14 protein-coding genes are annotated in these 23,430 nt (G+C 61.4%); 2 read left to right on the top strand and 12 right to left on the bottom strand.

What is annotated here, in order from left to right; all coding sequences use genetic code 11:
- Positions 1-280: 280 nt before the first annotated feature.
- From F591_RS32295 to F591_RS0113505, 7 genes are all read right to left on the bottom strand, one after another.
- Positions 281-3,787: a GAP1-N2 domain-containing protein gene (locus F591_RS32295; protein WP_019535147.1), complete on the bottom strand. Its 3,507-nt coding sequence runs from the start codon at positions 3,785-3,787 to the stop codon at positions 281-283.
- A complete protein-coding gene (locus F591_RS0113530) occupies positions 3,784-5,046 on the bottom strand; it encodes a TRAFAC clade GTPase domain-containing protein (RefSeq protein ID WP_019535146.1) in 1,263 nt (420 codons plus the stop codon). Before F591_RS0113530 ends, F591_RS32295 begins: the two co-directional genes overlap by 4 nt.
- 13 nt (positions 5,047-5,059) lie before the next feature.
- Positions 5,060-5,695, bottom strand: a complete 636-nt coding sequence (locus tag F591_RS0113525) for a hypothetical protein (protein ID WP_019535145.1) — start codon at positions 5,693-5,695, stop codon at positions 5,060-5,062.
- Between the two features lie 78 nt (positions 5,696-5,773).
- The gene (locus tag F591_RS0113520; RefSeq protein WP_026326596.1) at positions 5,774-7,057 is read right to left on the bottom strand and encodes a vWA domain-containing protein; all 1,284 of its coding nucleotides are present in this window, start codon (positions 7,055-7,057) and stop codon (positions 5,774-5,776) included.
- On the bottom strand, positions 7,044-9,470 hold the full coding sequence (locus F591_RS28065; protein ID WP_019535143.1) for a hypothetical protein: 2,427 nt from the start codon (positions 9,468-9,470) through the stop codon (positions 7,044-7,046). The genes F591_RS0113520 and F591_RS28065 overlap by 14 nt, the downstream gene beginning before the upstream one ends.
- 60 nt (positions 9,471-9,530) lie before the next feature.
- A complete protein-coding gene (locus F591_RS0113510) occupies positions 9,531-12,920 on the bottom strand; it encodes a tubulin-like doman-containing protein (RefSeq protein ID WP_019535142.1) in 3,390 nt (1,129 codons plus the stop codon).
- Positions 12,921-13,023: 103 nt separating this feature from the next.
- Complete coding sequence (locus F591_RS0113505; protein WP_019535141.1) at positions 13,024-14,871, bottom strand: vWA domain-containing protein; 1,848 nt, start codon at positions 14,869-14,871, stop codon at positions 13,024-13,026.
- 232 nt (positions 14,872-15,103) lie between these two features.
- On the opposite strand from F591_RS0113505, the gene F591_RS31440 reads away from it, so the two are divergent.
- The gene (locus F591_RS31440) at positions 15,104-15,250 is read left to right on the top strand and encodes a hypothetical protein (protein WP_019535140.1); all 147 of its coding nucleotides are present in this window, start codon (positions 15,104-15,106) and stop codon (positions 15,248-15,250) included.
- The gene (locus F591_RS0113495) at positions 15,247-16,158 is read left to right on the top strand and encodes a hypothetical protein (protein WP_019535139.1); all 912 of its coding nucleotides are present in this window, start codon (positions 15,247-15,249) and stop codon (positions 16,156-16,158) included. The genes F591_RS31440 and F591_RS0113495 overlap by 4 nt, the downstream gene beginning before the upstream one ends.
- Positions 16,159-16,232: 74 nt before the next feature.
- Here F591_RS0113495 and F591_RS0113490 read toward each other — a convergent pair whose 3' ends face one another.
- The 5 genes from F591_RS0113490 to F591_RS0113465 form a co-directional block, all read right to left on the bottom strand.
- Positions 16,233-16,670, bottom strand: coding sequence for a GNAT family N-acetyltransferase (locus F591_RS0113490; RefSeq protein WP_245581042.1), 438 nt, complete (start codon positions 16,668-16,670; stop codon positions 16,233-16,235).
- 277 nt (positions 16,671-16,947) lie between these two features.
- On the bottom strand, positions 16,948-18,849 hold the full coding sequence (locus tag F591_RS32000) for a family 43 glycosylhydrolase (RefSeq protein WP_051109190.1): 1,902 nt from the start codon (positions 18,847-18,849) through the stop codon (positions 16,948-16,950).
- Entirely contained in the window at positions 18,846-20,162 is a 1,317-nt protein-coding gene (locus F591_RS0113475) for an ABC transporter substrate-binding protein (protein ID WP_019535137.1), read from the bottom strand. Before F591_RS0113475 ends, F591_RS32000 begins: the two co-directional genes overlap by 4 nt.
- A 1,308-nt stretch (positions 20,163-21,470) precedes the next feature.
- Positions 21,471-21,788, bottom strand: a complete 318-nt coding sequence (locus F591_RS32290) for a hypothetical protein (RefSeq protein WP_156829559.1) — start codon at positions 21,786-21,788, stop codon at positions 21,471-21,473.
- Positions 21,789-22,247: 459 nt separating this feature from the next.
- The gene (locus F591_RS0113465) at positions 22,248-23,093 is read right to left on the bottom strand and encodes an AraC family transcriptional regulator (protein ID WP_019535135.1); all 846 of its coding nucleotides are present in this window, start codon (positions 23,091-23,093) and stop codon (positions 22,248-22,250) included.
- Between the last annotated feature and the right edge of the window lie 337 nt (positions 23,094-23,430).

The following is a 23,430-nucleotide window of genomic DNA, read 5'->3' as shown; positions in this document are numbered from 1 at the left end:
CCTTCGACACCGACACGCACTATCGAGGCATCGCCGCACTAACATTTACCTTGCAAAATCCGCCTAACTACGCCCACTTAGCCGCTATTTCTCGCGGAAAACGAAGCTTTATTATCATACGATCGCTTCATACAATCCAGTGTAAATGTCCATTTAAAGACGCCCCCCCGCATCCAAGTCAACAACCGCCGCCTAATAAATCGCTTCCGCCGCAAAAAGGCGCATAACGGCGTTCAAACTTAATCACGCCGCATGCGCCCTTCGCCAAAACTTATGAACTTTACTCGCCGCTGCCAGACCCGGATGTCCCCGATGTCCCCGATCCTCCTGATGTCCCGGATGACCCGGACGTTCCGGATGTACCGGATCCTCCTGATGTTCCGTTAGTTCCGGATGTACCTGCAGATCCCGAAGTTCCGGATGTCCCAGTAGACCCGGAAGTCCCGGATGTTCCCCCGGACGTATCGGATGTTCCCCCGGAAGTCCCGGACGTCCCTGTCTGCTCTGTCTCGTACCGGACCGTTTTGACGACCGGCTCGCCGCGTTCGCCGTCCTTGTTCTCGGCGGCAAACTCGATGCGGTTGTCTCCCTTGCTCAGCGTAATCGTCGTCGTCACACTGCCTTTGCCGACTTGTTTTCCGTTCACGAACAGCTTCGGAGACGGATCGGACGGATCGGCTGCGCTAAAAGTTACCTTCAGAGAAGAGCTTTGGGTCGTCTCCGGCACCTCGCCGATCTCCAGCTTCGGGCCTTTCGGCGTGTATGTCACCTGCTTGACGACCGGCTCCGATTCCTTGCCCTTCTGGTCGACCGCCTTGAACTCGAAACGATTGACCCCGGTTTGCAAAGTGACCGGCTTGTCCATCGTGCCGTTCGACACATACTCGCCGTTGACGTACAGCCTTACGCTCAAGTCGCCTTCGGGCACGCTGGCCTTCAGCCGCAGCACCGGGCTATCGACCGTCTCGGGCAGCGTGTCGACCGTCAGCACCGGCGGCTTCGAGCTCTCGATCCAGTACGACACGGGGATTCTAACCAGCATCACCAAAATAACAGCCATAACGAGCAGCAGCGCCAGCCGGACGATGCGGCGCCGACGAGCGGGCCATCCCGCAGCAGGGCTGACGCGGTCAGGCCGGGCGGCGGCTTGGCCGCTGCTCACCCTTGCGCTGGCCTTGCCGCTGCTCACCCTTGCGCTGGCCTTGCCGCCGCTCACCCTTGCGCTGGCCTTGCCGCCGCCAGCATTCCCGCTTGCCTTTGCCGCCGTCTTTCCCCTGGCCTTGCCGCCAGACTTCCCGCCCGCCTGGCCGCGGCTCGCAGCACCCGCAGCAGCGCTCGAAACGCTTGCCAACAGCCGGACGACCGAAATAAAACGGCTGAGTCCGGTCTGCTTGCGCTTGATCGACCCGAACAGGGCAGCGAACGCCTCGTTGCCGACGGAGAGCAGCTGCTCACGCACCGCTTTCTGCCTGAACGCTTTGGCGTCGAGCAGATCGAAATATTTGCCGATCGCCGCGCGATAGTTCGGGTCGATGCCCTGATTCCGCGCAAACCGGGCATCGCCGGCGGACCATACGAGAAAATCGTACACCGTCTCCGCACCGGCAGCCATACGGATAAACTGCAGCAGCGCAAAATAATCGTAATCGGACGCATAACCGGCCGAGCCCGGCTGCGGGTCGTAGAAGGCGTAAGGCAGCTTGCCGAACTGCGATCGGTCGATCCGGTCCTGCAGCATCCGCTTTATATGATCGCGCACGCGCTGAAGGTCGAGAGGACCGAGCCGGTCGAGCGTCTCCTTGACCGCCGACGGCTCCTTCTCGCCGGACAGCACGTTGTACACGATCTCCAGCAGTTCCAGCTTTTGCGCCGTCATCCGGTCCGCGCTTCGCCACAGCTCTTCACCGTTCGCGGTTAACAGAGCGCCGACCCGCAGCAGCTCGTCGAGACCTAGCTCGCCGATGTCGACGAGCGACAGCAGCCGCTGGCACAGCTCAAGCTTCAGCTGCCCGCAAATATCTTCATAGTCGCGGTTTTGCTCCCGCTCAGGCAGACGGTCAAAATATTCGATCAGCGCCTGCGCGCCCGTCCATCGCTTGGAGCGGTCCGATTTCAACAGCGCATCGCATTTCTTAAGCACTTCATTGGCGAAAGCAGGCTGAAACAGCTCCGCTCCCCCGTAGGCGAGCCATGCGTCGATCTCTTTAAGCAGCGCGGCGGCCGACGAAGACCTGCCGATGCAGTGAGCGATATAGGCTTCCGCCGTATCCTTATCCCGGCCGGAAGCGCGCAGCTCGCCGAATACAGAGGCAAACAGGGCGGGGCGTTCCCTGATCGCGTCGATCAGCTCTGCGGCGCGCCAAATGCCGCCGGTCACTGCGGCCGCGGCCCGCTTGATGAACATGAGGAAGCACTGCAAGGCCAGCGCCTTCGGGCCGTCCTCCGCCGCCTCGTAACAGCGCGCAAGGCTGCGGACGAAATCCGCATCCGGCACGAGGTCCGGCTTGGCAGCGTCCTCGCGGAGCAGCCGGATCAGCAGCCCGTTCAGCCGCTTGGCGCCTTGCGCCGAATGCGCCGCAAGGCAATCCGCCAGCACATGCATCGTCCGGTTCCGGTTGTCCGCATAAGCGCCGAGGTCTCCCTGCTCCATCCGGTACAGCTGAACCAGCGTATCGTACTCCGCCAGCATCGGCATGCCTTCGCCTCCACGTCCACCGCTTCCGGTTCCGCCGATGCCATCTCTGCCCCTTCCGGTTCCGCCGACACCACCTACGCCGCTTCCGGTTCCGCCGACACCACCTACGCCGCTTCCGGTTCCGCCGATGCCATCTCCGCCGCTTCCGCCGCCCCCGGCTCCTGCCTGATTCGCCCCCGGCCAGGCCTCCTCGCAAAAATCGAACAGATCGGCAAGCCGCTCCGGCTTCGTTCTAAGCTCCCACATCTCCGTAAGGAAGGCGGATTCCGGCTCGGGCAGCTCCGTATTGGCGTACCGATCCGACGCGAAATCGAAGACGAAATCTTTGTCGATGCTGCGATCCGATGAGCGAATGCCTCCCCGCTCCACGAACACGAGATGCAAATGCTGCTTGCTCTCCGCCTCGATGCTGAACGTCGTGAACCCGAGCCGGCGCCGCACCGGGTACGGCAGGCAGCGGTAGACGATTTCCAGCAGACGCTGCGCATCCTCGGCCGCCTCGCGGGCGGCGGAACCGAGCGAGATGTAGACCTTCCGCTTGCCGGATACCGCGACCCAGATCGCGTGAATCAGCTCGCGAAAGCGAACGTCGCCGATCCCGAGCTTCTGCAGCAGCCGGTCCGCTTCCGCGGCGTCGAACGCTTGGTCATACGCGATCGCGTCCAGCTCGGGCAGCTCCTTGCTGCCGCTCTCGTCGTAGCGCTCCTGAAAGCCCTGCACGCGGAACAGCCGGTTCGGCTCGCGAATGAACGCTTCCTTGCGCTCCGCCGGAACGACGAACTGGTGCGTGAACGACGCGCTGCGCTGGCCGGTAAAATCGACCGCGACGTAGACGCTGCGGCCGATGACAAGGTCGCCGCCTTTGGCGTGAAAGACCGTCAGCGGCGCCGGATAGTGCGAAGCGTCCTCCTCGCTCCGCTCGGCCAGCTCCTTCGGCGCTTTATAGACGCAGTACGGTTGCAGCGTCGATTTGATAAAAGTCAGATCAAGGCCCGGCGACACGGCCACCGTATCGAACCCTTCGCTGGAGCGAAAGACGCCTTCCCTCCCGCGCGTGTAATACTGTTGTTGAATGCGGCGATCACCGCTCACGGCGCTCTCCTCCCGTCCACATAGTCAAGCCGGTGCAGCAGCCAGATGAACGGCTCGTCCACGCGCATCGGATGAATGACGCCGTCGATCTGACGGTTCACCGGATTCGTTCCGAGCGCCGATACGGCGAAGAAGGCGACATCGGAGAAATAGACGTCGAGCGCGTCCTTGAAGGGCCGGTCGACCGTCTCGATGAAGCGGCGGATTTCGCCGTCGATATTCTCGAACTCCGTCAAATTCAGATAGCCTTCATGCACGACAGGCTTGAACACGTTGCTGTTCGGCCGAATGTAGGCGCCGTCCTCCTCCTGCAGATGCCGCAGCATGTCGCTCTTGGTCAGCACGACCGCGGTCGGGATGTCCGTCTTGCCGCTGTCCTGGTGAGCGATGAAATTTTCGAACAGGCTGATCACGACATCGCGCGGCTCGTCGTAGCGGCTGGCGAATTCCTGCTCCTCGCCCGCCCTGAGCCGAATCCGGTCGCGGATCGTGCGGATTTGCAGCGGGTCGACCAGAAACAGAATGCCGGACGAATTTTGAATATGCGCGGCATAAATATCGAGGTAGTCCCGCTCCACCATGCCCTCGCCGGCCACGTCAAAGAAGACGAGCGTAATCGGCGCTTCCCGGTCGTCCTTGAACACGAACTGAAAAATAATCGGCTCCTGCTGCTCGTTCGGATTCGTCGACGGCAGCATGCTGCCCCGCTCAAAGATCGGCTCGTAATAATTTTGCCTGAATTTCCGGCTGTTCTCCGCCGTAAGCGGCAGGCAAGCCGCCTCGAAATGCGCCGCCGTCGACGTCTGCAGCGTATGTATGAGCGACGTCATATACACCGACTTGCCGACCTGGGACGCGCCGACGATCGAAATGATGTTGCTCGGCCCTTTGCCGGCAGAGATCGGCAGCTCGTTGTGGCAATACGGACACAGCCGCCGGCGGGTAGCGATCCCGTAGCGGTCGACGAGGCCGACCAGCACATTTTGCGAAAAAATCCAGTTTTCCTCCGGCACCGTATACGGCTTGATGACCGCTTCCATGTCCACCTCGGACAGCTTGAACTTGCGCCGCCAGGCGTTCAGCTTGCGGTCCTCCTGCAGCATGAAATCGTCGTCGTCCTCCCGCACATGGGCGGCCCGGAACACCACCTCGTCCGGCTCGAAGCGGCTGAAGCAGAACGGACATACAATGCTGTAATATGGCGGCCGTTCCTTGGGCGCCGGCTTTTTCTCAAACCATTGTTTAAGCTTCTGCAGCATACGGACTCCCCCCTTATTTGCACACCAGCTCGTAGAGCCCCCCATATTTCGCTCCGTCGGACAAAAACAGCCGGATATGCTCGTCCTTGCCTATGTCCACGCCGGGAAGCGTCGTCGTTCCCGCCGCAAAATCGCTGACGAACGGATAGACGATACCGTCGTCCCGGCTGCGCGGCGGCGAGCCCTGCTTTTTCACATAGCAGAGCGCTTCCCGGGGCACCGGAATTTCGCAGAACACGCGGATGCGCGCCGTGCGGTAAGGGCTGAACCAACGGCTCGCGTACTGCACCGAGTAATGAATCTGCGCTCTGCCGCCGCTGAAGCGGACGACGTTGTCCTCGTCCAGCTGGCGAACCGGCGTAATCCGGCCGTCCCGATATACACACGGAAAAATCCGAAAGCCATACGGCCCGATCCGCTCCATTCGCACGGTATAGCCCTGCAGCGCCTTGTATTCCTCCCGCGTCACCAGCTTCAGCTCGACATGCGACAGCTGCTCGGGCGGAAGCTCCCCGCTCTCCCCGAACAAGTACACATACACAAATTCCATGTCCCTGGACCACTGCCAGGTGACCGTGCATATCCCGTCCTGCAGCCGGCAGGATGCATTCGTAATGCGCCTGCTTTCGTCAGGCTCCTCCCATATCAAAACGTCTCGCCCCCTCTGAATCCGCCTGATCGCCGGGAGCCAGCGCCTCGGCTGCGCCCTATCGCCGGCTCCCGGCGGTTATCGGAACTGCCGGCCGGGGCCGATGTCGCTGCGGCCCCTCGTTCCGAAGCGGCCGCGCGGCAGTCCCCCGCCTTCGCCTCTGCCGCGCAGGCGGACAAGCTCTGCGGCGGCGTCGCGGTACGGGAAGATGAGCGTGGACAGCGACAGCACGAGCGCCAGCGTCACGTCGGCGGCAAGCCGCCACAGCTTTGGATGGGCTGCGCCCGCCAGCCCGAGCTCGAGCAGCAGGCCGGCCAGCAGACCGGCGACGGCGCCGCCGGCCATGAAACTTGCGGCCAAGTAGCGGTTGTCGAAGACGATGCCGAGCGCCAAGCCAAACAGCAGGCCGATCAGCAGCACGAGGCCTGTCCGCAGCGCGCCGTGCAGTCCGCCGCCGTCCGCGCGCGGGGCGACCAGCAGCCGATGGTGCTCGTCGGCGTAAATGCGGACGAACGCCTCCGCGATGCGCTCAGCCCGGCCGGCATCCTGGTACGTGCCTCCCGTCTCGGCGGCGAGCCGCTGCAGCAGCCGGACGCCCTGCTCCTCCGATTCGATCCCTACCGTATGTACCGCGACGCCCTCCTGCACATAAGAGGCCAGCACCTGCGCGTCCGTTTCGCTGTAGCCGTCGGACACGAGAATGACCGCGACCCCGCGCCCGGCGATCCGCTGCTCGCGGATATGCTCCATCGCCGCGCTCAGCGCGCCGCCGATATCGGTTTTGCCTATAGGCCGGTAAGCTTCCTCCAGGGCCGCGCCGATGCGCTCGCGGATGCCGGCGTTCTGCAGCTCGGTCAGCGGATAGATCATGCTGGCGTCCTCGTTGAACGCGAATACCGCCGCCCGGTGATCCGGCTCCAGCTTGTCCAGCAGCGTCCGGACCGCCTGCACGCTGCGCTTCTCCGGATCGGTCGAAGCCATGCTTTCGGACTGATCGATCAGCAGCACGTAATCTTTGGGCGGCGAAGATGTGCGGATGCCGATCTCCAGGCCGTAGACAGCCTGCGCCAGCGCTCCGGCGGCCAGCAGCATCAGCAGCGTGGCGGGGACAAGCAGCTTCCAGCTGTCCCGCGCGTAGCGCTGGCGCCAATGCCTGCCATTCAGCTTCGGCGAGATCGTCTCGGCGAGCAGGCAACAGAGGCCGACGATCAGGGCCAGCTGGCCGAAATAGACCCCGATCGTCAAGATCGGATGCCACCGTCCGTCCGCGTACTGCAGCACAAGCTCGCCCAGCGCGAACCCGGCGGCTCCGCCTGCGGCGCTCATGACGGTCATAAGCGCACTTCCATTACGCCGTTTCACCGGCATCCCCCTCTTGGCCGGAACGATCGTGGAATTCATACCCGTTCCGGCAGTACATCTCGTAATATTTGAGCCCGTTGCGGTAATACATCGTGTCCGAGATGCGGAAGCCGCCCGTGACGTTCAGCTTCTCGATGCCGCTCTTCATCCGCTCATGCACGCAGCCGAGCTTGTACGTGCGGCTGCCGTGATCGACGGCGAACGCGTAGCGGATGAATTCGCTCCGCTCGTCGCCGATAAAATATTTCTCGTCATACCGGTGGCGGTGCGTCATGCCGTACACGTCGATGCGAACGGCGGCTTCCTGCTCCAGCGTCTCATACAGATCCCGAAACAGCTGTTCCTTCGACAAGAGGTCGCGGCTCTCGTAACCGGCCGATACGTTGGCCCGCTCCAGCAGCTCGTCCTCGAAGCTGCGGCGAAATAGCGGGTGGCCGAACAGCTCCCGGCGGACGAGCTCCGCCAGCTTGGCCAGCAGCGCCGCCTCGCCTTGGGCGATCAGCATGGAGACGTTGCCGAGCCCCTGCTCCGTGAAGAGAAACCGCTCCCCGCGGCGGCTCTCCAGCTGCTCCATCAGCGCGCTGACCACCTGGCCGTAATATTCGTCGATATTGCGCCCGGCCTCTTCCTGCAGCGAGGATATGCCCGCCCGGCTCGCTTCCTTGAGCGTCTGCTCCAGCCGAATAAGCCGCTCGGCGAACGGCTTTACCCGCTCGTGCAGCTCCTCCAGCTTGCGCAGGCAGCCGGCGAGCAGGCGCTGCTTCAGCTCCAGCTCCAGCAGCTCGTACCGCAGCCCGTAGATCTCGCCGAGCAGCTCGCGGGCCAGCTGCCTGACCGGCGCCGCCGGCTTCAGCCACGACAGCAGCGAGCCCCTGGCATACGGCCGGGCCGCGACCGGCTCGTCCAGCAGCCGCTCCAGCTCTTCGCGGCCCTGCTCCAAGAGCCCGGTCGTCTGCCTCAGCTGCGCCTGCAGCCCTTGGCGCAGCGCGCCGGCGTCGCCGCCGGCCGTCCAGACATACGCGCTGTAGAAGCCGTGCAGCGGATCGCCCACGACGCGGCCCTCCAGCAGCCGCTCCAGCTTGCCGGGCGCGTCCCGCTTCTCCAGCGCGGCGGCCGCCGGACGCGCGATCTGCGCGGCGAAGAAATCGGCCGCATGCCCGCCGTACAGCGCGGCCTCAGCCTGCCGCAAAGACATCGTCCGCAGCTCCGCGAGCGGCGCCGGTCCGTGCATCAGGCCGCGCATGGCATCCAGAGCCTGCTCCCGCTCCGGCAGCACCGCCCGAAGCTGGCGGTCCCATTGGCCGGGGTCCAGCTCCAGCAGCTCCGCCGCCTCCCGCGCGCCCTCCTCGCTGCGCTCCTGCATGCGTTCCAGCACATGCTTGTAGGTGCGGTACAGCACGTTGAGCGCGATCGCCGCGTTCGGCCGGCTCACCTTGGCGTGCCCGGCCGACGCGTACGTAGGCGTCTCCCCGTCGGGAGAGGCGATGCCCTGCTTGAACAGCTGATGATGATAGCTGCCGGCCTCCGGATCGGCCTCCTCCGGGCGCTTGCGGTTCTTCAGCAGGCTGAGGCCGCTGACGATCTCGCAAAACACCTGCTCCGGATCGCCTGCGAACAGGCCGCGCTCGTCCTTGTCGCTGAGCAGATAGACGGTATCAAACAGCGGAGACGGCGTGTGCTCGACCGGCAGCCGAATGCCGTCTCCCGTCCGCTGCAGCTCCGCTTGGAAGCGGTAGTTCTTGGCCTGGCAGCGGTCCAGCTCCTTGAGCAGGGCGACGCCCAGCGATGCGCGGTAGGCGTAATCCGCTTCCGTCTGCCGTTCCGACAGCACCACGTACGCGTCCGTCAGCACCGAGCGGAAGCTCTCGCCGAAGACGGCCTTCATCAGCACCGTCAGCTCCGGCAGCAGCACGCTGTACGGATCGTCCGCGCGGACGACGACCGAGACATGCAGCCGCTGCAGATTGGCGTACATCCGGCCGAACTCGCTGATCCGGGCGTTCATCCGCCGCAGCGTCACGTTCAGCTCGAGCAGCTTGTCGTCGTCGCGGTACATGCGCCGCTTAAGCTCCGGCCGGACGGTCCGCTTGTCCCCGCTCTCGCCCGCCGCGGCAGGCTGCCAGCGGTACAGCTGGTCCCCTTCCGGCAGCTCGCCGTTGTCCGCGCCGACGTAAAGGTAACCGACGCCGCCGCTGTTTCGCCAGCGGCGGCGGTTCGCCTCCGCCACCCGCTTCAGCAGCCCGGCCGACGAATCGCCGAGAAACAGATAGACGAGCGGATTGTTCAGGCTGCGCAGATCGTCCTCTTCCTCGCCCGCCTCCGCCAGCTCGATCTCGCTAAGGTCCGCAAAATGGCGAAGCATCTCGCGCACGGCGCGGGCGGCGTCCTCCTCCTTCCGCAAGCGTTCCATCATATGTGTTCGTCCCCTTTTCGTCCCCTTTATGCTCTGTTAACCCCTTGCGGCCCGCCGCCTTTATTTCAGACTGCGCAGCATGTCGCTAACCTGCGTGGAAATCTGCTTGTAGAAGCGGTACAGCTCTTCGCCATTCGCCAGCTCCGCGCGGTCGTAGTCGAGCGTCGAACGGGCTTCCTGATAGGAGGCCGCCATCTCCGACAGCGCCGCGATCAGCTCGCCGATCTCCTCGGAAGAGGTCATCTGCTGCACGCGCCTGGCGATCTTGCGCTCCAGCTGATGCCGCTGCTTCTCGGGAAGCGCGCGGATTTTGGCGTAAATTTCGTACTCGACGAATTTGCCGATCTGCATCACGTTGACGAAAGGCTCCCACGGATCTTCTTCCGGATCGTGGTCGTATACGTACAGCGCGCCCCGCTTGCGGATCGTCGACGTATACATCGCCTCGATGAATTGGCGAATCGCCCTGTCCTCGTCCTGACGCTGGCGGATGCGCTCCTCAAGCTCGGCGATCGCGCGGGCGATGGCGTCGCACTTGCGCACCTCTTCCTTCACGCGCTGCGCCAGCTCCGGCGAGCGGATCAAGTTCTCCTTCGCCATCTCCTCATTTACGCTGCCGAAAATATCTTTGACGCCCTCCGGCTCCAGCCCGTCCTGCAGCAGCTTGCCGAGCTCCCCGGCGCAGCGCTTGAGCTCGCCGAGATTCGGCTGCGGCGAAGCCAGCTGCAGATCGAACGACTGCATGAACGCGTCCAGCTCGAACGGCTTCGTCAGCACGCACTCGTAGCGGTTGATCGTGCCGCTGTCTGTCGTTTTTTCGCGAATGCAGCGGTACGCGACCGCCCGGTCGAACAGCTCGCGCACTTCCCGGTTGTGCCGCCGCACCCTTTCGTTGACGTACGTATCGCCCCACGATTTTTCCGGGATCGGCGACGGCAAATACGTCCAGTTCATCTTGTCCGTCTGAACCAGGTGCCGCCCGATGCCTTCCGGCTCGAGAATCGTCCGTTCGTAGCTCTCCTCGTACACCTTGAGCGGCGTATAAAGGAACAGCGGAATGCCGTTCTGCGTGTTCAGCCAGAAAATCCGGTTCCTCACTTCGCTCTCCTTGATCGTAAAGCGGCTGTTCGCGATCGCGTTATCCTGGAAATTGCGTATCCCCTTGAAAATGCCCGGTGCTTTGACCGGCACCGAGACGAAGCCCCACGACGGGAAATTGAAATGGCCGGAGCTGTTGGTCAGATGGAAGACCGGCTTCGCTTCCTCGTACAGGCGGCTGGCGATTTTCTGCTCCACCAGCTTCTCGACGGAATCGTCCTGCCCGTACTTGATCGTCAAGTAATCCTCCATCGACTTCGTAATCAGCTCTCCGAAATGCTCTGTCAAAAAGTCGGAGACCGAGCTGATCACGTCGACCTCCTGCTCCTTGATCCAGCGGTGCGACTGCTCGAGCAGCTTGCCCGTAAAATCGCGGATCAGCTCCTCGGCGTTGCGCTCGTCCGTCGCCTCGCCGATCAGCTTGGCCATGTCCGGCACGCTGACCACGTTCCAATAGTACGTCCGGTTGCCGCGATGATCCACCTCTTCCTGGCCGTTCAGCAGAATGTTGCCATTTTTCTCGAAGATGCGGTTCAGCTCGTTCAATATTTCCGTAAATACCTGATAAATGCGGGTATTGTCCTGATGAATCAGCGAATAGAGTTCCTCGTAAAACTCGATCATCTGCTCCATTCGCTCGCGGTCGGCGTGCAGCAGGTACTCCTGTATTTTCGCTTCGATATAGGCGTCCTTCTTCTTGTCCTTGGAGATGAACGCGCTGCGCGCTTCCCCCAGCTTCTGCTGCGATATTTCCTCCGCCGCCTCGATGTCGCGCGGAATGCGGTACAAGCTTTCCTTGAGCGATTCGATGTACGAGGAGATCAGCTTCAGAAGGCAGAAGCCCTTGTCCTGCAGGATGAGCCGCGAGACGTAAAACGGCCCGTGCTCGGGATGCAGGAACAGCTTCGTCGCCTGCTCCGTGAACTTCTCCTTGATCTGGCCGGGCAGCTGCTTGCGGATTTTGATATATTCCTCGCGGGCTCGCGACAGGAACGTCTGCTCCAGCTCCGTATCCAGATGCACGATCTGCTGCTTGATGACGTTATGGTAGCTGAGCCGCTCGCTGTTCTGGTAGCCTGCCAGCGGCTCCGGGACATGCTTGTGAAATTCGCGGTGAATGGAATCCGGGTCGATCCCGAGCTTGCGGGCCAGCTTCTCCACGTCCTCCTGCTGCGGCCCGGCGGCGAACATCTGCTCCATCCGCTTGAACACCTTGAAGGCCAGGTACGTCGTCATTTCCTCGATCGGCAGCACCGCCGAGGAAGCTCCCAGTATATTGTATTGATAGTTCGCCGCGTACGCCTTCGGCATCTGGTTGATGTTCGTCCGGATGTTGCTGATGTAATCGTGGATGGCGAACTCTTCGCCGGACTGCTTGTCCTCGCTGGCCATGAAGTTCGTAATGTTCTCCGCCGTCACGTTCATGCAGTAATCGTAGGCGTTCTCCAGCAGCTTCCCTTCCAGATTGGTCGCCGAGATCAGATGGGCCAGGTTAAACGGCGGCATCGGCGAGTTGACGTTCAGAATGTTCGCGTACTGCTGCTTGAACCGCTCGCCGCGCTCGTCGACGTTCATCCAGTAGTCGAGCTCCTTCAGCGCGGCATAGCCGTTCTTCTTGATGTATTCGCGCGAATGCTCGGTCAGGCTCTTGTTCGCGAGGTTGACGTCAGGCGCGAACAAATAGCCGAGCAGACTCACCTTGTCGACGCCGGCCGGGCCGAAATCGCGCTCCATAATTCCCCGCACAATATAGGCGATGTCGAGGAAGCAGCCGCTGCCGGTGCCCCCTGACAAGCCGGTGAGCAGAAACACCATCAGCTTCTTGTTGGTGCCGACGGACAGCGTCTTGATCTTGCGCTCGATCGTCTGCACGACGTGCACGATCTTCGTGAACAGCAGCAGCCGGCCGGCCTGGCGCACGCCGGAAGCGCCGTTGATGCCGTCGGTGATCGTCAGCTCCGGCGACAGCCACTCTTTAATATACGGCTCGAGCACGCTGCGGTTTTGCAATACGCTGCCGATCTCGGCGTTGGACAGCAGCACGAATTCGGTCATCGGATCGAGGCCGACGCCCTTGTATTTCTTGTTCCGGTCGTGCTCGTTCGTCTCGAAGGCGATGAACTCGACGTTGTCGGGCTTGTCCTTCTTTTTCTTCGTAAAAGGGTCCTCCGGCAGCTTGAACCTGCGGTTGATCTGGTACTTCAGCCGCAGCAGCGCATCGATGCCGGTGCCGCCCAGGCCGATGACGAGCATCGGATTGTCGATCGTATCGACGCGGATTTTCTCGCTGATGATGCCTCCTCCCAGCGAGATGTCCAGCTGCTGTATATGCTCTCTGACGACTGCCTTCATGCTTCAGGTATCCTCCTTGGGTAACGCGCGCCGCGATGACGGGCCCCGCCTGGCGCGGCGTGCCGATCGGCGCTGCGAATTCGGCTTCGATTCGGCATAAGCGTTACTTCAAATATTCGAGCGTAATCGTTTTGTTGACGTTTTGCAGCGTAATTTTGATGCGGTCGTTCGCCCGCAGCTGATGGGGCTTTGCGGCGTCCAAGAGCCGCCCGCCCTTCTCGATGGCGCAGCCCGCCTCGTTGATGACGGTCAGCATGTCGCCCGGCGCGGGACGAAATACGATCTTCTTCGTCTCGGCGAATTCCGGGGCGAGCTGCAGCAGCTGGTGCAGCTGGAGCTTGCCTTTGAAGGCGCTCAGCTTGCGGTATTGCGGGCTCGTCCGTTCGCCGGTATCCTCATCGGTAATTTCGACGACCAATTGGCCGACGAAGCCGCGGTTGGCCTTCCGGTAATAGGACAGCGCCATGACCAGCGCGGCGATCACCGCCAGCGCGGCCGCGGCGGCAGCGACCCAGCCGGCCGGCGACAAGAGCCGCTTCCCTTCGTCCGCAGCGGGCGAGACTCCGGCTCCGCCCGACTTGGCCGCGATCGTTACCGGCAGCGACTCCCGGACGAAATTGGCGTCCTCCACCTTCACCTTCAGCTCGTAATGGTGCGGCTCCGGTATCTTGAAGCTTCCCTTAATGCCGGCAGCCGAGAGGGCGAGCGGCTCTTCTCTCACGGTTCCCGCATCCTGGTCCGCGACGACGAGCGTCGCCTTTGCCTGCTTGTAGAGCTCTGCGTCCGTCACCGGCTGTCCGTTCGATTCGAGCCTGGCCTCCACCGGGACGACGTCGCCGGGCTTATAAGCGGAGGACGGCAGCGCAGCGAATACGACCTGAATGTCATAATTGTATACCAGGTTGATTTCGACCTTTTCCTTCGGCACCCCTTTGATCTTCAGCGTCCAGTCCCCTTGATCGGGACGAAGCAGCTTGAGCAGCGAATAAGCGCTCGATGCACTGTAGACGATCGAATCAGACGGAAAGTTTTGGCTTTGGCCCGACGGATCGGTCAGCTGCAGCTCGACCGGCTTGCCCGACATGACGGAAATGTTCGCTTCGAGCACGCTGTCGTTCGGAATGCGCACCTTGACCTCCTGGAAGCCGCCGTTTGCCGTAAATCCTTGCAGCGGGACGACCTTCAGCTTCAGGTGGGCGGCGTAAATCTCGCTCAAGATGCCCGGCAGCGCATCGGCGGTGCTCGTCACGAACAGCTTGCCGCCGGTTTCGCCGGAGATCCGCTCCAGCACTTGCTTGTTCAACTGGCCGTCGGCGTTCAGCCCGATCGTGTAGATCGGAATCCCCTTCTCCTTGGCCCGCTGTATGGCGTCGTCCAGCACCTGGTCGGACTGCTGCTGCGAGCTCCCTTTGCCAAGCGAATTGTTGCCGTCCGTCAGCAGCACGATGAGCGGGACATGCCCTGCCTCGGCTCCCGATTCCAGCACCTTGACCGCCTCGCTGACGCCGACCGCAATATCTGTATACGGGCCTCTCGTCAACTGGTCGATGAACGTTTTCAGGCTCTGCTTGTCCTGCGGACCGCCGATCTTCAGCAGCGCCTTCTCCCGCAAAATTTTGTCCGTATAAGCGATGACCCCGATTTTATCCCCCTGGACGGAAGCCATATCGATGAACATTTTCATCGCTTCGAAGCTGACCTTGTTGACGTCGCTTTGGTCCATCGAGGTGCTGACGTCCACGGCCAGCACGGCATCGAGCTTCGTATCGCTGGCCGCCAAACCGGCGGCGCCTTGCGCCTGGCTCTGCGCCGCAGCCGCTGCGAGCGGCAGCCCCGGCACGGCGGCCCATGCTTGTCCCGAACCGTAACTGCTCCCCAGGCTCCCTCCTGCGCCGATCCCGATCGCCAGCAGCGCGGCGGCGGAAATGGTGCGCAACCTTCTCATCCTCATCAATCTCGTAACCCCCTGCATGTTTCACAACCGCTCTTTCGACAGCGCGCGATAGCTTTTACGCGAATTTTTATTTGTCGCAAAACGTAAAAGATGGTATGAATATAGGTACTCGTGTCAACTAAGCACTAATAATAGACGCTGTATATTTATAATAATACTTCACAAACCTTATTTTTTTCTTAATTTTTTTGAAAATAAAGGGAAATTCCACGACCATTGGGGTGAAAGCATGAATATTGTCGTCGTTCTTGTCATGCTGATGCTGTTTGCGGTCGTACGTTGGAGGCACGCCGTGCTGCACCGAAAGCAAGCGGGAACGCTGGAGCAGATCGACGATCGCCTGCGCAGACGATTGAACCGGGAGGAGATCCGATGACAGAGAGGCTGCCTGTCCGCTTTCGCCCGAGTGCGCGAACCCGATACCGCTTCGAGCGCCTGAGGCAGTGCGGCCGCTGCGGCGCTTACACCGTGCTGCACGATCTGCCGTGCGCGTCCTGCGGAGCCGGGGACAACTACGTTCCGCTGCGCGCGATCGCCCGCCGCCGCGCCCGCCGCGCCGAGCTTAGAGACATGCTCGTCTTCGCCGCCGTCGCGCTGGCCGGATGCTTCCTGGCGCGCAGCGGGATCGAGCTGGCGGCCGCCGTCGCCTTGAGCGGAGGCGCCGCCGTGCTGTACGCCTGCCTGCTGCGGTGCGGCCGCTTTCGCGAGGCGCTGGAGACGTCCATGCTGAAGCGGCTACTGGAGGATGAGCTTCCGGGCATCCGGGAAGGCCTGCTGCGGGACATCGAATCGGCGGCGGACGATCTGAAGTCGGGGGATTACAAGACTGCCTATGAAAAGCTGAGGGAAATCGGGTATTTGATCGAAGGGGATCAGGTCAAGGTGCTGAAGCTGCTCTGCCTGAACCGGATGCTGCTGCGCGCAGACCTGGATCTGGAGCTGAGCAGCCTTGTGCCGAGCGGGTTCGAGCCGGATTTCATCCGGTACTTCGGGGAAATTTGCAAAATCGCCCCTCAGCTCGTGAAGCGCGACGCCCTCGACTATATCATGAAGCACCGCTGGCGCATTCAGGAAATGCCCGACGGGCGGAAACTATTGGCGGCCGCGGCGGGAGCGGCCTTGCGAGTGCGGAGCTACGCCGTCCGGTACGAGGCGCTGATCGCGGACGCGATTCCGGACCTGCCGCAGGAGAGGCTGCTTCGCCTGAAGCAGCTCCTGGACGGCGGGCTGGCCGATTGTCCGGAGCTGGCGCGCGCCGCCGAGGCCGTCTGGCGCAGCGGCTAACGGCCGGCAGCGGCCGCTCTCCCGGCTTGCTGCGCGGCAATGGCCCCGCTTGGCGGCCGCCATGCAATGCGCCTTCATTCTTCTTCCTGGTCCACGACATACCTGCACTGAAACCGCTCGACGCCCGGCGTCTTCTCCCCCAGGCTAACGACTTCAAAGCCGATGCCGCGGAAAAATCCGGCCCCTGCCTCATCCGTCTCCGCCACAATTTCGCTCGGGCCGAACTGCTCGATCAGCTCCAGAAGCTGGCCTCTTCCGTATCCGAGCCCCTGCGATTCCGGGTGCACGCACAAATGCTTCAGCTCCAGCCTTCCGTCCTGCAGGGAAAAGCCTACAAGCCCGATCCATTCTCCTTCTTCCTCGAATCCGTACAGCTTCCATTCCGCGCGGCTCCGATAGGCGTCCAGCGTGCTTTCCAAAGGCTCCGCGTCCCCGGCCGAGGCGTAGTCCAGCAGCTCCAAAATCGCCGGATCGTTCAAATTCGTTTTCACATCGGTCAGCAATCGTCTCACTCCTTAAAAAGCGGATGGGAGGAAGGGAACGCTCTCCCTCTCCATTTTTATCTGGTGAAGCTATTATTTTATCGCAAAGACGTTATGCAGGGAACAAAAAGTTTCTGTGACGCTCTTGCCGGGGAGGCGCGCCCGCAGGTCCCGCCGGAAACAGGCTAGCCCCGAAGGTTTCCCTTCGGGGCACATCACGCTCCTGCTGCTAGGCTTCAGCGGTTCGGACCATCAAGCAGCGCCATCGCGGTTCCCATCGCTATTGCTGCCCATGCGCTCGCTATTTTCATTGCACTCCGTAATGTTCGGCGATCAAAAACGTCTGCGCCTGCCGGCCGTCCCGGTCATCCCGAAGCGCCGCCGCATGCAGCAGCCCGTCATGCTCCCGGTTCAGCGTCAGCGCGAGTCCGCCTGCGCGGCTGCGGATCGTATGCCGCGCTCCGTCTCCGGCCGGGACGAGAAGCCACTGCTGCCGCTCGCCATCCCGCCGCATGGCAAGCGCGACCGGCGAAATCGCCGCCTCCCCCGCCTCCAGCAGCGTCAAATAGCCGCCGCTATCCGCGTGCCGGATGAAGACGTAATCGCCTTCCGCCGGCTCCAGCGTCCACAGCTGCCCGGAAGCGGCGTATGAGAGCGCCGCGGCGACAACCGCGGCACCCTGCGGAGGCGAGGCCGCGCCTGCCGCGACCGCTTGTGGCGACGGGCTGCGCTGCGGTTCCGGACCGGCTGCGGCCGCTTGCGGCGACCGGCTGCGCTGCGGTTCCGGCCCGGCTGCGGCCGCTTGCGATGTCCGGCTGCGCTGCGGTTCCGGCCCGGCTGCGGCCACTTGCGGCGACCGGCTGCGCTGCGGTTCCGGACCGGCTGCGGCCGCTTGCGGCGACCGGCTGCGCTGCGGTTCCGGCTCGGCCAGGGCCGCCTCCGGCGACGGGCTGCGCTGCGGTTCCGGCTCGGCCAGGGCCGCCTCCGGCGACCGGCTGCGCTGCGGTTCCGGCCCGGCTGCGGCCGCTTGCGGCGACCGGCTGCGCTGCGGTTCCGGCCCGGCTGCGGCCGCTTGCGGCGACGGGCTGCGCTGCGGTTCCGGCCCGGCTGCGGCCGCTTGCGGCGACCGGCTGCGCTGCGGTTCCGGTCCGGCTGCGGCCGCTTGCGAAGCCAGGTAGCGGTGCGAGGCCGTGCGAATGCGGCAGCGCCCGCTGCCTTCCCCCGCCGCTGCCGCCATGATGCCTGCCGCTTCGTGAGGCGCGACGGAATCGGCCCATGCGAGCCGCATCGTCCTCTCGTCCGGGAACGTGAGAGGCAGCGCCGCATAAGAAGAGCGGTGGTAATCGGTCGGGTCCCAGCGGTCGCCGATATAAAGCCAGCTTGTCGCTTCCTTGCCGTGAACCGGCAAGATGTATGTCGGCTGTGTATCGAAGGTGGTCGGCCCGCCCAAATCGTACAGCGGCGACCAGCGGCCGGTGATGCTGTCCGCGAAGGCGTATTTGCCTTGATTGGGCAGCCAGCCCGTGCAGCCCGACGTCACCAGGAAATAGATGCCGCCGCGCTTCATCATCGCCGGCGCTTCGCGGTATTGGCCGGGCCACAGCGTCTTCACATGCTCGTCGATCGCGAGGTAATCCTCGCTCAGCCGATAGATGTGCAAATCCGCATTATCCCTCGCGGCGGAGATGAAGTACGCCGTGCCGTCGTCGTCGACAAACAGCGTGCAGTCGCGGGACATATGGCCGACCGGATTGAAGCTGCCGCGGTATACGTATTCCCCGTCCACCGTATCGCAGGTAGCGACCGCGCAGCGGGCATCGGCATAATCCTTCCCGTTCTCCCAATGCATCCACATCACATACTGGCCGGTGCGCGGGTTGCGAACGACTTTTGGCCGCTCGATATTGGCGCCCCTTCCCGTATCCGGGTCGGTAATCAGCCGCGGATCGGTGCGCGTCTCGAGCGGCCGGAACGGCGAATGCAACGTCAGCGCGTCGCCGCGAAATTCCCAGTCGATCAGATTGGCCGACCGGTAGCAGGACACGCGGCGGTGGCCCCTGCGGTCCTCGCCGAACCAATACGTATACCCGCCGTCCTGAAGCATGCCGCCGCCGTGTGCGTGAATCGGCTGCCCGGACGTGTCTGTCCATAAAGCTCCGTTCACAAGCGCCGTCCGCCGATCCGCTGCGCCTTCCTTCAGCTGCGTCATTGGCCTCCGCCTCCCGCATCGATCTGTCGAATATGATTTTGCAGACGCTCCTCGGCAATGCGCAGCGCCGTATTCAAATCCTGCTCATCCTGCAAAAACTTCGCCACTTCCTCGTTCAATATTTTGCCGGCATCCGGATATTTTCTTACGGACGTATAAGCGGGAATATATTCGCCCTTGAAGATCGCCTCCAGGTTCTTGCCCTGCAAAATCGGCATATCGGCGCCCAGCTCCTTGCGGATGGACGTATCCTTCAGCGCCGACAATTTGCCGGAGGAGCGCGTCATTTTCCGCTGAATCTCATCCGAGGTCAGCAGTTCCACAACCTTGAATGCGGCGTCCTTGTTCGGACTCGTCTTGGTGACGAATATGACGTGCACGTCGACCATCCCGGCGACATTCGGCTGATCCGCGAGACTCGGGGCCTGCGCCAAATCCCAATTGAGTCCTCGAGCCGCTTCCCCGTTCAGAAGGTTAAAATTGTACCCGGTCACGAACATCGCCAAATTGCGGTCCTTGATGAACTGGTTGCGCGGATGGACGTCCGGCACCGGCTCGTTGTTCGGGATTTTCTCGATCGTCTTGGCAAGCTGGAGCACGCTTCTCCAACGTTCGTCGCCGAGATTCGAGCCCGCCTCCGTGATAGAGGGGAGCGCCCGCTGTAGCGCCAGGTTGCCGTAGCCTCCCGTTTCCAGACCGCGGTAACGGATGCCTCCTTCCGTCCGGCTGACGCTCCTGGCCAGCTCGATCGTCTCCTCCCACGTCATCCCGTCCCTCGGGTAAGCGACGCCGAATTTATCGAAAATATCCTTGTTGTAATGAATGACGTTAAAATTGCTGTCATATGGCAGGGCGACAAGACCGCCATCCTTGTCATACTTGCGGATCGTCTCCACGTACACGTCGCCCAGGCGGGTCACGTCAAAGTTATGCTTTTTGATCAGCGGCGTCATATCCTCCACGAGATCGAGGTCCTGGTAATCCGGCAGCAGGTTCACCCAGGTGGCGACCAGGTCGGGGACCTGACCTGCGGCGATCATCTCGGGAATGTTTTCTCCCTTCAGCAGCTCAATCTCGATATGCGGATACTTCTGCTTCAACGGCTCGACAATAAACGTTTGAAAATCGGCTTCGTTGATTTCCGACCATTTTTGGGCCATCAGCAGCTTGACCGGCTCTTCCTGCTGCGGCGCATTGTGCGGCCCAGAGGCGTCCGGATTGGCCGGCGCACTCGCGCCCCCATCCCCGCCGCATCCGGCGGCCGCCAATAGCAACCAGGCCGATGCCGCCAGTGTGCAAAAATGTCTTTTCACCCGCGTCCCCTCCATCGCATTGCGAATCGCTGCGCCGTCTTTTTGTGTAAGCGCTTCAAACCAATCATATCACGGCCCGGAAAGGTGAAACAATTTACAAAAGAATCGAAAAATATCATTTTTGCACACATTGCAGGCTCATTCGGAAATTATGAAAACCGCTCAATGACTTATTCCGAGTCACCAGCGGTTTCGCATTTGGGGGCTGCGATCAGAGCTGAAGGCCGCAGGGCATAGTCTCAGGCAGCATAAACCCAGCAGCTAAAAGCGGACCAGGCGGGTCTTCCGGAAGCTTCCGGACTGCAAGTCATCTCTAACGCTTGTAACAAATGCTATTTTGCTGAAACGCCCATCGTTAACAATGTAACGAAACTGAGCAGCGCTATTTGGTCAGAAATGTTGAATCTGATAGCCAAAAATGCGGACTAAGGCCGCTCGCTAGCGTTAGAATGTCAAGCCCGAATGAAATAAGCCCTGTGGCAAGCGTTAGCGAAAGACAATCAGCAAGAGAAGGCTTGCGGATCGGGGACGCTCAGCCGAAGGCTCTCGAACTGCACGTTTAGCGGTCGAACTGTGCGTCGCGGTCGAACTCCGAAAGTGGCGTTTGAACTCCGCTTGAGCGTTTGATTCCGCGTGGCGTTTGAACTCCGCTTGAGCGCTCAAACTTCGCGTTAGCGCTGCCCCTCACCGTGCCCCGGGCACATGAGGAGACAAATCCTGCAAAAAATGCAACAATTTGGGCGTGATTGGCTTCAAAACCGGAAATATTGCCAAAAATGTTGTACAAAGTACAACATTGAGTCGCAAATAGGGGTTATCCCTCCGTTTTTGTTGTACAAAATACAACATTTGCGCCTATCTTGAAAATAGCCCGGGACTCGCTGCTCCTTCCTGCGCTCCTGCCGAAGCTTCAAATCTCTAACGCTCGTGACAAACGCTATTTTGCTGAATCGCACCGTTTTTAAAATGTAACGAAACGTAGTAACGCTATTTGGCCAGAAACGCTGAATCTGGTCGCTCAAAATGCCGAAGTAAGGCTGCTTACTTGCGTTAGAATGTCAAAACGATCGTTTCGAGGGAAATAAGCTCTCTGGCTAGCGTTAGCCCGGCGAAACAGCACCCTGGGCTAACGAGCATGAAAAGACGTTCCATGTCAGCATTCGAAATCCGCGTTAGCGTGTCCCCTCCCTGGGCACACTCGGGCACATGAGGCGACAAATCCTGCAAAAAATGCAACTTTTTCTGCCCCCTTCGCACAAAAGGAAGGAGAATGTTGCATTTTGTGCAACAATTTGGGCGTGATTGGCTTCAAAACCGGAAATATTGCCAAAAATGTTGTACAAAGTACAACATTGAGTCGCAAACAGGGGTTATCCCCCCGTTTTTGTTGTACAAAATACAACTTTTGCGCCTATCTTGAAAATAGCGCTTGGGGCGCGGCCCGTTTTCATCATCTGATGGTGATGCGCCAGCAGCATGGGGGTCTATCTTGAAAATAACCCCCAGGGCGGGCGGCCCGTTTTCATCATCTGATGGTGATGCGCCAGCAGCATGGGGGTCTATCTTGAAAATAGCCCAGGGCGGGCGGCCCGTTTTCATCATCTGATGGTGATGCGCCAGCGGCACGGGGGGCTATCTTGATAATTCGGCGAAGTCCATCGGCGAATTTTCGGGCACCGCAGGTGACGACCGATAACGATAGGAATCGCTCGTGATAGACGGCTCTTCTCAAAAATTCGGCGGTATCCACACGCTGAATTTTCAGGCACCGCAGGTGGCGACCGATGGCGGAAGGAACCGCCCGTCATAAGCGACTCTCCTCGCGGGTCGGATTCCGTCTCGGACTCGGCAGGATGCTTTTGGCGCCTGTTCGAGCCGCTGATGGGAGCTTCGTGGCGTCGCCTCGAAAAGCGCACAGCTGGTCGGGTCCTGTGCCCCAGCCTGAGGCACGGGAGCCAGCCTGGAGCGAGGAGCGCGGATCGGCCCCACCTAAGGCAAGGCCCCCAGCTCTATTTCGCGCTGGAGCCTATAGCGAACGAATAGCGCCTCGTCGGTCGGCCCTGGTTCAGCCGACACCGGATGCGCTTACGCTTTGACGCCGGTGCGGTATTGCAGCGGGGTGCTGCCGACATGGGCGCGAAAAAACTTGCAAAAATAAGCGGCCGACGAAAAATGAAGCGTCTCGGCGATCGCCTCGATCGACAGCGTCGATTCCTGCAGCAGCTTTTTCGCCTTCTCGATCTTGACCTTGTTCAAATAATGCTTGGGCGAGATGCCGTACACCTGCTTGAAGCACTTCGTCACGTAGTTGCGGTGCACATTCAGCCGGTCGGCCAGCGCCGAAATTTGCACGGATTCCGAGCCGCCGCACGTCTCTAGCAAATAAGCGGTCTCGCTGGCGATGTGCCGCTGCGACGTGGTGGCGCCCTCCCCCTTCTCGATATCGGGGATGACAATTTTCTCCAGCATGAACGCCAAAAATTGCAGCATAGCCGACTGCAGCATCAATTTCTGCGTGAAGGCAGGCCCTTCCGCCGACGGAAACAGGCCGATCAGACGGTCCATCCAGGCGCGCAGCTCCTGGCGAATGTCCGGCGGCTGCGCAGCGCTCACGATCGGCCTCGGCAGCCTGTGGAACAAGGAATGCACCTCGCGCGGCTCAATGTCGAAATGGAAATTGAAGTAGCGGCTGTCCTCGTGCGCCTCGGGATAGTGCAGCACCCCCGAATTGACGACGATCAGATCGCCGGCCTGCAGCCGGTATTCCACGCCGTTCACCCACTCGCTCATCTCGCCGCTCTCGCAATACAAAATTTCGAACAGCGGGTGCTTATGGTTCGGATACACCCAGCCTTTGTCCGCATTTCGATACAGGACGCTCCACACATGGAACGAAGTGAAAAAGCCGGGGAAGAAAAAAGGGTCCTTCACGTCTGCTCCTCCTTCGCATCCCATCAATTGGCCGAGCCGCGGGCGGCTGCCTTTGGCCGCACGCGAGCCGAAGCCGGCTGTTGTCCTTAACGTTGCGCCGACCGGAACCTGACCGCTTTTACTGTACACAAGCCGTACCTTTTCGCCTCGCTTTTACTGTACACAAGCCGTACCTGGCCGCCTCGCTTTTACTGTACACAAGCCGTACCTGGCCGCCTCGCTTTACTGTACACAAGCCGTACCTGGCCGCCTCGCTTTTACTGTACACAAGCCGTACCTGGCCGCCTCGCTTTTACTGTACACAAGCCGTACCTGGCCGCCTCGCTTTTACTGTACA

The organism is Paenibacillus ginsengihumi DSM 21568, assembly GCF_000380965.1.
Taxonomy (GTDB): domain Bacteria; phylum Bacillota; class Bacilli; order Paenibacillales; family NBRC-103111; genus Paenibacillus_G; species Paenibacillus_G ginsengihumi.
The sequence above is the reverse complement of the archived record's forward strand: the minus strand, read 5'-3'. Positions and strand labels throughout refer to the sequence as shown.

What these genes read in the sequence shown, in the direction of transcription:
- F591_RS0113495 (WP_019535139.1), top strand. Translation starts at nt 15,247, where the DNA reads ATGACAGAGAGGCTGCCTGTCCGCTTTCGCCCGAGTGCGCGAACCCGA.
- F591_RS32000 (WP_051109190.1), bottom strand. Translation starts at nt 18,849, where the DNA reads ATGACGCAGCTGAAGGAAGGCGCAGCGGATCGGCGGACGGCGCTTGTG.
- F591_RS0113530 (WP_019535146.1), bottom strand. Translation starts at nt 5,046, where the DNA reads ATGCTGCAGAAGCTTAAACAATGGTTTGAGAAAAAGCCGGCGCCCAAG.
- F591_RS0113510 (WP_019535142.1), bottom strand. Translation starts at nt 12,920, where the DNA reads ATGAAGGCAGTCGTCAGAGAGCATATACAGCAGCTGGACATCTCGCTG.
- F591_RS31440 (WP_019535140.1), top strand. Translation starts at nt 15,104, where the DNA reads ATGAATATTGTCGTCGTTCTTGTCATGCTGATGCTGTTTGCGGTCGTA.
- F591_RS28065 (WP_019535143.1), bottom strand. Translation starts at nt 9,470, where the DNA reads ATGATGGAACGCTTGCGGAAGGAGGAGGACGCCGCCCGCGCCGTGCGC.
- F591_RS0113505 (WP_019535141.1), bottom strand. Translation starts at nt 14,871, where the DNA reads ATGAGGATGAGAAGGTTGCGCACCATTTCCGCCGCCGCGCTGCTGGCG.